The sequence below is a fragment of the Yersinia antarctica genome (assembly GCF_056636475.1).
The window spans coordinates 1301286-1313602 of the sequence record NZ_JBSJQF010000001.1 but is presented as its reverse complement, the minus strand read 5'-3'; the positions used below and the strand labels follow the sequence as shown (position 1 = coordinate 1313602).

Genomic DNA, 12317 nt, shown 5'->3' with positions numbered 1-12317 from the left:
GCCGGTAATTCATGGCTAAGTTCTTTATAGATCGCCCTATTTTCGCTTGGGTTCTCGCCATCATTCTGATGTTGGCTGGTGCACTTGCGATAATGAAATTACCCGTTGCGCAATATCCAACCATTGCGCCACCGGCAATTACAATCTCCGCCAACTATCCTGGCGCCGATGCGACTACTGTTCAGAATACAGTTACGCAGGTTATCGAACAGAACATGAACGGTATCGATAACCTGCTGTATATGTCTTCCAGCAGTGATTCCTCCGGTAACGTTCAGTTGACGTTGACCTTTAACTCAGGCACTGACCCAGATATCGCTCAGGTTCAGGTCCAGAACAAACTGCAATTAGCGATGCCATTACTGCCGCAAGAAGTGCAGCAGCAGGGCGTGAGCGTTGAAAAGTCCAGTAGTAGCTTCCTCATGGTTGCCGGCTTTATTTCTGAAGACGGCACCATGAAACAAGAAGATATCGCGGACTATGTGGGTTCTAACGTTAAAGATCCAATTAGCCGTACCGCCGGTGTGGGTGACGTTCAGTTATTTGGTTCCCAATACGCAATGCGTATCTGGATGGATCCGCATAAACTGAATAATTTCAAACTGACACCGGTTGATGTTATTAATGCCATTAAAGTACAGAACAATCAGGTCGCAGCAGGCCAGTTAGGGGGGACTCCACCCGTACCTGGTCAAGAGCTGAACTCATCAATCATTGCGCAGACCCGTTTAACCAACGCAGAAGAATTCAGCCAGATCTTGCTGAAAGTGAATACTGACGGTTCGCAGGTTCGCCTGAAAGATGTGGCTATCGTTCAACTGGGTGCTGAAAGCTATAACATCATCGCCCGTTATAATGGTAAACCTGCGGCAGGTATCGGTATTAAACTGGCAACCGGTGCTAACGCCCTGGACACCTCTGCTGCAGTAAAAGCTGAACTGGCGAAATTACAACCCTTCTTCCCGAATGGGTTGAAAGTGGTTTATCCGTACGACACCACCCCATTCGTTAAAATCTCTATTAACGAAGTGGTTAAAACACTGGTTGAAGCTATCATTTTGGTGTTCCTGGTAATGTATCTGTTCTTGCAGAACTTCCGGGCAACATTGATTCCAACGATTGCAGTACCGGTCGTATTGCTGGGTACTTTCGCTATTCTCTCCGCCTTTGGCTATTCGATAAACACCCTAACGATGTTCGGGATGGTGTTGGCGATAGGTCTATTGGTAGATGACGCCATCGTGGTGGTAGAGAACGTCGAACGTGTGATGCAGGAAGAAGGGCTACCGCCGAAAGAAGCCACCAAAAAGTCTATGGAGCAAATCCAGGGCGCATTGGTGGGGATCGCGATGGTACTGTCGGCAGTATTTATCCCGATGGCCTTCTTTGGCGGCGCAACCGGGGCGATTTATCGTCAGTTCTCTATCACCATTGTTTCAGCCATGGTGCTCTCGGTTCTGGTGGCATTGATTCTGACACCCGCACTGTGCGCGACAATGCTGAAACCTATAACCAAAGGTGAACATGGGCCGAGTACCGGCTTCTTCGGTTGGTTTAACCGCATGTTCGAGAAAAGCACCCATCACTACACTGACAGCGTTGCCAACATTTTGCGCAGCACTGGCCGTTATCTGCTGATCTATCTGCTGATAGTGATTGGTATGGGCGTGTTGTTCCTACGCTTGCCGACATCATTCTTACCAGAAGAAGATCAGGGTGTATTCCTGACCATGGTGCAAATGCCTGCGGGTGCGACGCAAGAACGTACTCAGAAAGTGCTAAATCAGGTTACTGACTATTATCTCGACAAAGAAAAAGACGTGGTTAACTCTGTATTTACCGTTAACGGCTTCGGTTTCAGTGGTCAGGGTCAGAACACGGGTCTGGCATTCGTCAGTCTGAAAAACTGGGATGAGCGTCCGGGAGAACAGAACAAAGTTCCAGCAATTGTCGGCCGCGCATCTGCTGCCTTCTCGCAAATCAAAGACGGTTTGGTCTTCGCCTTTAACTTGCCAGCGATTGTGGAGTTGGGTACTGCTACCGGCTTTGACTTCCAGTTAATTGATCAGGGTAACGTCGGCCATCAGAAATTAACTGAAGCGCGTAACCAACTGCTCGGTATGGCGGCGCAACACTCAGATATGCTGGTCGGTATGCGGCCGAACGGACTGGAAGATACACCTCAGTTCAAAGTGGAAGTTGATCAGGAAAAAGCACAGGCTCTTGGTGTTTCGATTTCCGATATCAATACCACGCTCGGTTCAGCGATGGGCGGCAGTTACGTAAACGACTTTATCGACCGTGGTCGTGTGAAGAAAGTTTATGTACAAGCTGATGCGCCTTTCCGTATGTTACCGGGTGATATCGATAAGTGGTATGTCCGTAACAACACCGGTCAGATGGTATCGTTTAATACTTTCTCCACCGCGAAATGGGAATACGGCTCACCTCGACTTGAACGTTATAACGGTCTGCCATCCATGGAAATTCTGGGTCAGGCAGCGCCGGGTAAAAGTACCGGTGAGGCAATGGACCTGATGCAGGATCTGGCGTCTAAATTGCCAAGCGGCATCGGTTATGACTGGACCGGCATGTCTTATCAAGAACGTCTGTCAGGTAACCAGGCTCCCGCGTTGTATGCCATCTCACTGATTGTGGTGTTCTTATGTCTGGCTGCGCTGTATGAAAGCTGGTCGATTCCATTCTCAGTTATGTTGGTGGTACCGCTGGGTGTTGTGGGCGCGTTACTGGCGGCCTCTCTGCGTGGGCTCAATAACGACGTTTACTTCCAGGTAGGCTTATTGACCACTATCGGACTATCGGCCAAGAACGCCATCTTGATTGTTGAGTTTGCTAAAGACTTAATGGACAAAGAAGGGAAAGGTTTGGTGGAATCAACCTTGGAAGCAGTACGTATGCGTCTGCGACCAATTCTGATGACGTCATTAGCCTTTATCCTAGGGGTTCTGCCACTGGTTATCAGTAGTGGCGCAGGTTCTGGTGCACAGAATGCGGTAGGTACAGGTGTTATGGGCGGGATGGTAACCGCAACTGTACTGGCTATCTTCTTTGTTCCGGTCTTCTTCGTGGTGGTTCGCCGTCGCTTTAGTCGAAAAAACGAAGATGTAGAACACTCGCATGCGGTTGACCATAAGGCCAAGTAAACCTTACGTCACCACAATTGATGAAATACATCATTAAGAAAACCCGCAGACTTAGGTTTGCGGGTTTTTTATTTTCTGTACTTGAAACTCAAAAGTGAATAGCGCATAATTATTGTTATAGTATAACATAACAATTGGAGTTTTTATGAAACCCGGCATCCACCCTAACTACCGGACAGTGGTTTTTCACGACACCAGCGCAGATACCTATTTCACCGTGGGTTCCACCATTGCCACAGCACGCACCATTGAGCGCGATGGGCAGACCTATCCTTATGTCACGCTGGATATCTCCTCAGCCTCACATCCGTACTACACCGGTAAACAAAAAGAGTTCTCCAAAGAAGGCAGTACTGCGCGCTTCAATCAACGTTTTGGTCGCTTCTTGACTAAAAAAACCAGCTAATCCTGAGAGTTAATCATGCAAGTATTGAGTTCATTACGTTCAGCTAAAAACCGTCATCCCGATTGTAAAATCGTTCGTCGCCGTGGTCGGGTATACGTTATTTGTAAAAGTAATCCACGTTTTAAAGCAGTTCAGGGAGGGACTCATAAGAAGCGTTGATTTTGATTTGGTTTTTAGCCCATCAGTTGATGGTATTGATAAGCCCCGTTACTGCCCAACGGGGCTTTTTCATGTTAAAGAAGAGAGTTATCAACCAAGGTCAAGTACTCAGCCTCTGACCAAAATCAAAGACTGAGCACTAGCCACTTTGTTTATTGGTTTATAGTTACTTCATACTGTTCACAATGGTATCTACATTGTGTTTAAAAGCTTCAGCATAGGTTGCTGCCGGGCCACCGGTTGCGGATAAGGCTTCAGGGTAAAGCTCACCACCAGCTTTAGCACCACTGGCTGCGGCAATCTGTTTTACTAAACGCGGATCAGTCTGATTTTCAATAAAATACGTTTTTATTTTCTCTTGTTTGATCTGTTTAATTAGCGCGGCTACATCGCTGGCACTGGCTTCAGCCTCAGTGGAGAATCCGACGGGCGATAAGAAGTTAACCCCATACTCTTGGCTAAAATAGCCGAAAGCATCATGGCTGGTCAGGACCTTACGCTTATCTATCGGGATCGTGGCAAACTGAGCTTTCGCATAAGCATCCAGTTTTTCCAATTGCTGAATGTATTCTCCACCACGTTTACGGAAATAATCAGCATCCTCAGGATCGGCGACAATCAATGCATTCATTACGTTGTTGGCATACTTGATACCATTCGCCATGCTGTTCCATGCGTGGGGGTCCGTCACCCTCTTTCCCTCTTCATCCATTTTACGCGTATCGATCCCGGTTGAGGCGACAACGACCTGCCCTTTATAGCCAGAAGCACTGATCAAACGCTCCAACCACCCTTCAAGCCCTAGCCCGCTGATAAACACTACATCAGCGTTAGATAACTGTTTACTATTTTTCGGCATCGGTTCAAAACTATGGGGATCCCCATCCGGGCCGACCAATGTCACCACATTGACATGCTCGCCCCCCACCTGCTGGACGATATCGCCTAAAATAGAAAAACTGGCTACAGCTTCAACAGTTTTTGCCATCGCCAATGGGCTAGACAGTAGGGCAGCTACCGCCAAACTAATAGGTAAACGCTTCATTTAACTCTCCTTTAACGACCGGTACTTCTTAACGGCGCGCGGTTGCTAAAACACCACCACGCGTTCCAAATAAAATAGATACAAAGAAAATCAGGCTGGCGCTAAGGACTATTGCCGGCCCGGCAGGTAACGAGGCGTAATAAGACCACAACAAGCCGACAAAACTGGCAACCATGCCGATGGCCATGGCAATACCTAATGTATGAGGAAGATTTTTGGCCCAAAAACGGGCACTGGCAGCAGGCAACATCATTAATCCTACCGACATCAGGGTGCCAAGAATCTGAAACCCGGCGACCAGATTGATAACCACCAGCGATAAAAACAGAGCGTGGACCACCATCAGCCAGCGCCCCATACTGACCCGTAGAAAGACAGGGTCGAATGACTCAATCACCAGTGCGCGATAAATCGCCGCTAAAGCCAACATCGAGACCGTCGTGATAACGCCGACCATGGTCATGGCACTGACATCAACAGCCAAAATAGAACCAAATAACACATGGAGCAGATCCATGCTCGAGCCACGTAGAGAGACCAGCGTGACCCCCAATGCCAGCGAGCCCAGATAGAAACCGGCAAAGCTGGCATCTTCTCTTAATAGTGTTCGTCGGCTGACCCAACCGGACAACATAGCAACCGCTAATCCGGCAATAAACCCACCCACGCCCATTGCCACCAGTGACATTCCTGAAATGAGGTAACCGATAGCCGCTCCCGGCAATACCGCGTGAGATAGAGCATCCCCCACCAGGCTCATTCGCCGTAATAACAAGAAAACCCCTAAAGGAGCTGAACTGAGTGACAAAGCCAGACAGGCGACTAATGCCCGCCGCATAAAGCCAAAATCTACAAAAGGATCAGCAAATAAATGGAACAATGTCATCAGTTGATAACCCTTTGCTGTTCGGGTTGAGGAGCCAGAGAAGAGAGTGCGCAAGATGAGCTGTGGCAGTGATGCCATTGCGCCAGAACCTGCTCAGATGAGTCCCAACAGTTACCAAGAGGTGTCAACCACAAGGCGCGGGGGAAATGTTCAGCGACCATCGACATATCGTGTAAGACAGCAATAATCGTCCGCCCCTCATCGTGTAACCGATGAATAACATCGAGTAACAGCCGCACGGTCTGGCTATCAATACCGGTAAAAGGCTCATCCAGTAATATCAGTTGTGCTTGTTGCACTAAAAGACGGGCAAACAGCACCCGCTGTAACTGCCCGCCGGAAAGCTCAGCGACGGGTTGGCGCGCCATTTCCGGCATACCGACCGTGTCTAATGCCTTTTTGATTCGTTGCCGTGATTGATGATTAATGCCCCCTAGTAGCCCACTTTGGGGCCAGCATCCCATCGCCACGACATCCTGAACGACAATGGGGAACTGTTTATCTAACTCAGCTTGCTGTGGGAGATAGGCTATTTGAGGGCGATCTTCTCCGGTAAAAGTTATTTCCCCCATCACTGCGGGTTGTAAATCTGCCAATGTTTTAAGTAGGATTGATTTACCCGCTCCATTTGCCCCAATAATGGCCGTGAGAGACCCGGCAGCAAAACCACCATTAATTGGCGGGGTAAGTGCATGCCGATCATATCCAATCTCAATATTTCTCAACTTTATCATGGCAATATATTCGCCCAATAAATAGCTCCCCACAGCAGCAAGCAAAGTAAGGCGACGCCAGAGATGCGCTGTAATGACGAAAGTGAGAACAATGTCCAGTAGGAAGGCTGGTTTAACCAGGTAAGGAAAGCGTGTTTATTCATAGTAGAACAGAGCATGTGTTTTCATGTGATATATTATAACATCACATAAAATTATTAAATTCAAGAAAACATCATGATTGACGAGTTTTAAAAGTAACAAGTTTTAGCACGCTAGCCCCACCGCCCTCAGTAAACGGAAGCAAACTTGCCGCTAATGGCAAACTAGACAGCGCAAACATGCTTAGTAACAGTAAATTAAACAATTTTTACTGTTACTCCACTGGTGAGGTCAGGCAGGGTTTTGGTATTCTAACCTCAACATTGTTCGGTAATGCTCGCAAAACGATAAATTACACAATAGAAAACAGGTAATATCCCCCCCTGCTCTTGACCAAACCCGCTGAGCATTCTAGGTTAATAGAGAGTAGTTAAATTAATCGTGAGTAATAACCCTAAATATGAAGAACCCTATTTAGACTGCGTTATTTTATAGGAAGAGCGTGTTATTGAAAGCAAGTGCATCAAATAACATCACAACATGTAGCTGATAGTATTAGTTGAAAAAATCTCATTAAATTTGATTTTTTTGATTCAAATCATGCTCGTAGTTGCTGAAAAACAAATGCCAAAGCATTTTTTGTTACAATAGCGATACAGGAATGAATTAATCTTGCCACCATGAGCGTACAATTAATGAACAATGAAATAGCCGGGGACTTCACCTCAGGGTGTTACGCGATTTCATTACTCAAGAGTGTTATCAGCAATAATATCCGTGAAATTGAAGGAAGTTTGGTTTCCGGCTTAATGTATTATTCGGAAAATGCCAGGTACACGGCGGGTTCATTAGAAATTCTTGATATTTCTCACGTAGAAGATAACTGCTATTCAATGACTTACTGTTATCAATGGCATATCTTTAACCCCTGTTTGGATATCAATACTGAAGAAACCTTAACCGGTGCTGTAACATTTATTGTACATCCAGAAAGAATCACTTTTGATATAATTAACAATGACAGGCCCTCAACCGCTGACGAATTGTAAGATTAAGTAATAAAGTTGCGCGGTGAGCGAAGAAATGATTTATATTCATATCAAGACAAGTTTATTTACGTTAACGATAAGCTTCTACATTTATATGATTATCTATCTACTCACATTGTGTTATCAACACCGAATTAAGACTTTACGGAGGGGATGATATGGATGAGTACTCGCCTAAACGGCATGACATTGCCCAGTTGAAGTTTCTATGTGAAAACTTGTATGATGAAGGCATTGCTACCCTTGGCGACAGCCATCATGGGTGGGTAAATGACCCAACATCTGCCGTAAATCTGCAACTCAATGATTTGATCGAGCATATAGCTTCATTTGTGATGAGTTTTAAAATAAAATACCCGGATGACGGCGACCTTTCAGAGTTAGTGGAAGAATATTTAGACGATACATATACTTTGTTTAGTAGTTACGGAATCAATGATCCTGAATTGCGGCGCTGGCAAAAAACCAAAGAGCGTTTATTCAGACTTTTCTCAGGAGAATACATCTGTACCCTGATGAAAACTTAAGGGATAGTTTCCCTATATTAATTTGTATATCGAGAAGAAAAACCACCATGACAAAAACTGACTACCTGATGCGTTTAAGAAAATGTACGACTATTGATACATTGGAACGTGTAATTGAAAAGAATAAGTATGAGCTTTCCGATGATGAGTTGGAATTATTTTACTCAGCGGCAGACCATCGCCTGGCTGAACTCACAATGAATAAGCTTTATGATAAAATCCCACCTACGGTTTGGCAACATGTGAAATAGTCTGCTTAACGCTGGTTAAGACACACAACGTTGAGCCGATAGTCGTTATCGGCTTCAATGAACCAGGCAATTCGTTCGTGTTTTAATTTGAGATAAATGTCTTGATAGGCCCACGGTATTGAAGGTTAACTTGAATCCCACGTTATTGCATATCAGATTTAGGTAAATCCAGTGAGTTATCAGTAGAGTGGAAGGGCATTTAAGTCAAAGTGCTTTGTCCGCTTCATTTATTAAAATTCACTCTTAGCGCTAATAATTTCAAAATATTATTAATCCTTTGCTAAATCTTAAATGTAAATAGACACCTAAACCAATAAATAAATGAGAAAAATCTTATTTTCCCCTTCATTAATACGTCTAGCTGAAAATATCTGACCAATAGCATAAGAAAACGTAAAGAAGAGGTTCAACAAGAAGGGTTGACACTTTAGGTAAGCACACTAGGAAGATAACATCAGAAATGGTGGAGGCTAGCACTCATTGCCATGGCAGTGCAGGAGCCTACCTTGACCTACAAGAACCCCAACACGGGTAAGCCATTTAGCAAGGATGAGTTTGTACAATTTGCCGACGATTATCTTGGTGCAGATATTATTTTTTGGAGCACAACGTCTCCCTGGCTGACGAAGAAATAGGTATCAATCGCTAAGGAAATAAAGCCCCGCCGCGAGATCATGCCAGATATAATCACGGCAGCAGTCGGGCAAAAAATGGATCCAAGCTCCTATCATCAACAGTTTGCCCTAAGCAGCTATTTGCAACAGTTTGCCCTAAGCAGCTATTTGCAACAGTTTGCCCTAAGCAGCTATTTGCAACAGTGCCAAAATAAAAGAGATGATAAGATATATATAATATTCAACGCTATCTTGTTCTCAGATACGAGAGGAAAATACTGATGTCAAAGACAATCAAAACAACATTTTTGGCTGCCTGTATGGTCAGCCTCCTACCCTCACTATCTTATGCTCAATCGCCAAATAAATTACCAATGACTATCTTCGAAGATGTCCGGGTCTTTGACGGCACAACCTTAACGTCCAAAATGAATGTGGTTGTTGAAGGCAATAAAATCACTCAAATTTCTGCTCAACCGATTAATCCAGCAACTGATGCCGTGCATATCGCTGGCAATGGTCAAACATTGATGCCGGGCCTTATCGATGCCCACTGGCATACTTTTATGGCTCGTCCTTCCATGGCATTAGCTTCAACCGCTCCGTTAAGTTTTATCACATTGCTGGCCGGTGCTGAAGCAGAGTCAACACTTCTACGCGGTTTTACCAGCGTTCGAGATTTGGGTGGACCCGCGTTTGGCTTAAAACTCGCAATTGATAATGGCGTAATCAAAGGGCCACGCATCTGGCCATCAGGAGCAATGATTTCACAAACGGGTGGTCATGGTGATTTTCGGATGCTTTCAGAAATACCGGCTACCCCTGATCAATTAAGTTACCCAGAACGAATTGGCATGTCTGCGATAGCTGATTCAGCCGATGAAATTCGAAAGCGCACCAGAGAGCAATTGTTGCAAGGAGCTAGCCAAATCAAGTTGACAGGAGGCGGTGGCGTATCTTCTCCCTATGGCCCATTAGATACAGTTCAACTTAGCGTCGATGAAATTCACGCCGCAGTCGAGGCCGCGGCTAATTGGGGTACTTATGTGACAGTCCATGCTTATACCCCTGAAGCCATTAGCAATGCTATCAAAGCTGGAGCAAAAGTAATTGAGCATGGTCAATTGGCAGATGATGCAACTGCAAAATTAATGGCAGATACAGGTACATGGTGGAGTCTGCAGCCTTTTTTGGCGGACGAGAATGCAAATCAACTGCCCGATCCCGCGGGACAAGCCAGAGCAGCGCAGATTTTTGCCGGGACTGATAACGCTTATCGCTTAGCTAAAAAATACGGGGTGAAAGTTGCGTTCGGAACAGATGTTTTATTTGATGGAAATTTGGCAGCCCGACAAGGCTCACAGCTTTCTACAATGACACGGTGGTATACGCCCGCCGAAGTGCTCAGAATGGCAACATCTGATAATGCAAAATTGTTAGCACTATCAGATCGACGCAATCCATATCCAGGAAAACTTGGTGTTGTCGAAGTCGGAGCCTTAGCTGATTTATTGCTGGTTAACGGCGATCCACTCGCTGATATCGGACTGCTGGCAGATCCTGAAAAAAACCTGACTATCATCATGAAAGACGGACAGATAATAAAAAACAAGCTAGTTTCAAAGTAGAAAGGTTTGAATAGGATTCAGATTATCGATACGGAAGCACCAAAAACACTATGCACTGGCATAATATCATTGTGATAAAGCTGATTCGAATTTCACGACGTTTTCTAGGTGTCAGGTAGACTCTATGGTAGTACCAGATTCCATGACGGGAAAGTATAAGATGTGACATTGATTAGCGCCCTAGGTGATACACAAAAGTTGTATCACTGCCGTTTCAATGCACGAAACAAGTGTTTAATATGATGGATATCATGCACTTATCAGAAATGGTGGAGGCCCTGCCAGCTACATCCCGGCACACACCTCGCCTGCTACGGCTGCTTCCTTCCGGATCTGACCGAGTTCACAAGTTAGTGTTGCGGGAGAACCAACAGGACCTCCATTGACGTTAACGGCTCCTTGTACTCTGGAGCGGTGGGCATTATCGACCATGACCCACCAAATAGCAAGACAACCCGCACTAACCGGTGGTTTCTTGCCCACTTCCCCTCAGGTTTGGGTTAAATCTCTTTTCTGCTAGCACCAAAAGCATTGATGATGTTATTTATTTATCTCGTTCTATTTATATCGCTCTATTTATTTCTATAACGTCGCACTATCCGCCCATGCAGATAAAAAAGAGAATGCTGTGACATCATCAAAAACAGAGAGCCAAAATCAGTGGGAATCTGCAATATCAGATTTGCCCACAGAATCGGGTGACCTACCGTTTGTCGACAGTTTCCGCCAGCGGGTCTTCCAAGTGGTGGCCGCTATCCCCTATGGACAGGTGACTACTTATGGCGATATCGCGCGGCTGATTGGCTCCCCCAGAGCTGCACGCCAAGTCGGTGGAGTTCTCAAACGCTTGCCGGAAGGCTCTGCCTTACCCTGGTATCGGGTGATTAATCGTCATGGCGAAATATCATTAATTGGTGATGATTATCTTAGACAAAAAAAGGCATTACTGGCTGAAGGTATTGATATCGATACTTCGGGTAGAATTGATTTACGCCGCTATCGCTGGCAATACCGCTAATAAAAACGCCACAGAATAGTGGCTATCCTGTGGCGCTATTGCCAAATTAATTGGCTTTTCTGAAAAACCGGCTCATGGCGGGTTAAACATTACTGGATGGTCGCACTGCCTGTTATGGTAGGCGCGCCCTGTATTGTTGCCGGTCCCCCTGGGGTTGTTTCTATAGCAACAGAGGTTGCAGGGACCAATAACAGATTAGCCTGGGTACCCGCGCCACGGTTGATCACTTCTTGAATGGTATCGGTGATAAACAATAACTGGCCATTGCGAGTGATCGCTGCACTTACAATAATACGTGCATTTGGCTGGATGTCGGCTGGGTTAAACGGCAAAGCAAAACTAAACGGAGCCTGTTTGCCCTCAGTACGAATTGCTTTCTGGGCGATAACCCGTGATGGTGCATCAGCCAGTGAGGCATCCGACAGCGTAACCGTAACTACGGCATCAGGTGGTAATGCAATGCGCTCGCGGATGTTCACTGTCCCCTGTACAGCAGGCTGTGCAATAGGTGCGGCAGCAGTGGTTACACCTGCCGGCGCGGGAACCGGAACATCAGCCCCTCGATGAGCACACCCAGCCAAACTTACCACTAATGCTGCCCCACCCGCTATCTGCCAGAATTTCATTGATTGCCAAGGTTTCATAGGTCGCACTCCTTCTTATTATTAAGATGCAAGCTATCTACACAACAGCCGGCGTTTAATAAGTGGCTTCAACCACCTAGCAAGCCAATTATAGCACAATATTCTACTTCC

General features: G+C 45.8%; 12 protein-coding genes and 1 other RNA gene. 8 read left to right on the top strand and 5 right to left on the bottom strand.

What is annotated here, in order from left to right; all coding sequences use genetic code 11:
- Nucleotides 1-11 precede the first annotated feature (11 nt).
- From acrB to ykgO, 3 genes are all read left to right on the top strand, one after another.
- Nucleotides 12-3164, top strand: a complete 3153-nt coding sequence (gene acrB, locus ACWJJO_RS05935) for an efflux RND transporter permease AcrB (protein ID WP_102970455.1) — start codon at nucleotides 12-14, stop codon at nucleotides 3162-3164.
- Between the two features lie 145 nt (nucleotides 3165-3309).
- Entirely contained in the window at nucleotides 3310-3570 is a 261-nt protein-coding gene (locus tag ACWJJO_RS05930; protein ID WP_083159983.1) for a type B 50S ribosomal protein L31, read from the top strand.
- Between the two features lie 15 nt (nucleotides 3571-3585).
- Nucleotides 3586-3729, top strand: a complete 144-nt coding sequence (gene ykgO / locus ACWJJO_RS05925) for a type B 50S ribosomal protein L36 (RefSeq protein WP_002208618.1) — start codon at nucleotides 3586-3588, stop codon at nucleotides 3727-3729.
- Nucleotides 3730-3895: 166 nt separating this feature from the next.
- Here ykgO and ACWJJO_RS05920 read toward each other — a convergent pair whose 3' ends face one another.
- From ACWJJO_RS05920 to ACWJJO_RS05910, 3 genes are read right to left on the bottom strand one after another with little or no spacing between them, the layout of a single operon-like run.
- Nucleotides 3896-4774 (bottom strand): metal ABC transporter substrate-binding protein, encoded by an 879-nt coding sequence (locus ACWJJO_RS05920; protein WP_083159985.1) that lies wholly within the window; start codon nucleotides 4772-4774, stop codon nucleotides 3896-3898.
- 28 nt (nucleotides 4775-4802) lie between these two features.
- A complete protein-coding gene (locus ACWJJO_RS05915; protein WP_083159987.1) occupies nucleotides 4803-5660 on the bottom strand; it encodes a metal ABC transporter permease in 858 nt (285 codons plus the stop codon).
- Entirely contained in the window at nucleotides 5660-6394 is a 735-nt protein-coding gene (locus ACWJJO_RS05910; RefSeq protein ID WP_481090773.1) for a metal ABC transporter ATP-binding protein, read from the bottom strand. The genes ACWJJO_RS05915 and ACWJJO_RS05910 overlap by 1 nt, the downstream gene beginning before the upstream one ends.
- A 776-nt stretch (nucleotides 6395-7170) precedes the next feature.
- Between ACWJJO_RS05910 and ACWJJO_RS05905 the strand changes: the two genes are divergently transcribed.
- The 4 genes from ACWJJO_RS05905 to ACWJJO_RS05890 all read left to right on the top strand — a co-directional run bounded on the left by ACWJJO_RS05905 (nucleotide 7171) and on the right by ACWJJO_RS05890 (nucleotide 10544).
- A complete protein-coding gene (locus tag ACWJJO_RS05905; protein ID WP_083159991.1) occupies nucleotides 7171-7524 on the top strand; it encodes a hypothetical protein in 354 nt (117 codons plus the stop codon).
- A gap of 158 nt (nucleotides 7525-7682) precedes the next feature.
- Nucleotides 7683-8051 carry an Hha toxicity modulator TomB gene (gene tomB / locus ACWJJO_RS05900; protein WP_083159993.1) on the top strand — a complete coding sequence of 123 codons (369 nt, stop codon included), beginning with the start codon at nucleotides 7683-7685 and terminating at the stop codon, nucleotides 8049-8051.
- Nucleotides 8052-8098: 47 nt separating this feature from the next.
- Complete coding sequence (ymoA, locus tag ACWJJO_RS05895; RefSeq protein WP_002208622.1) at nucleotides 8099-8302, top strand: expression modulating protein YmoA; 204 nt, start codon at nucleotides 8099-8101, stop codon at nucleotides 8300-8302.
- Between the two features lie 934 nt (nucleotides 8303-9236).
- Nucleotides 9237-10544, top strand: coding sequence for a metal-dependent hydrolase family protein (locus ACWJJO_RS05890; RefSeq protein ID WP_442848353.1), 1308 nt, complete (start codon nucleotides 9237-9239; stop codon nucleotides 10542-10544).
- A 276-nt stretch (nucleotides 10545-10820) separates the two neighbouring features.
- Here the strand turns inward: ACWJJO_RS05890 and ffs are convergent.
- Nucleotides 10821-10917: signal recognition particle sRNA small type (gene ffs / locus ACWJJO_RS05885), an RNA gene on the bottom strand.
- A 300-nt stretch (nucleotides 10918-11217) separates the two neighbouring features.
- Between ffs and ACWJJO_RS05880 the strand changes: the two genes are divergently transcribed.
- The gene (locus ACWJJO_RS05880) at nucleotides 11218-11562 is read left to right on the top strand and encodes an MGMT family protein (RefSeq protein ID WP_227746600.1); all 345 of its coding nucleotides are present in this window, start codon (nucleotides 11218-11220) and stop codon (nucleotides 11560-11562) included.
- 89 nt (nucleotides 11563-11651) lie between these two features.
- Here ACWJJO_RS05880 and ACWJJO_RS05875 read toward each other — a convergent pair whose 3' ends face one another.
- Nucleotides 11652-12206: a YbaY family lipoprotein gene (locus ACWJJO_RS05875; protein ID WP_372568771.1), complete on the bottom strand. Its 555-nt coding sequence runs from the start codon at nucleotides 12204-12206 to the stop codon at nucleotides 11652-11654.
- Between the last annotated feature and the right edge of the window lie 111 nt (nucleotides 12207-12317).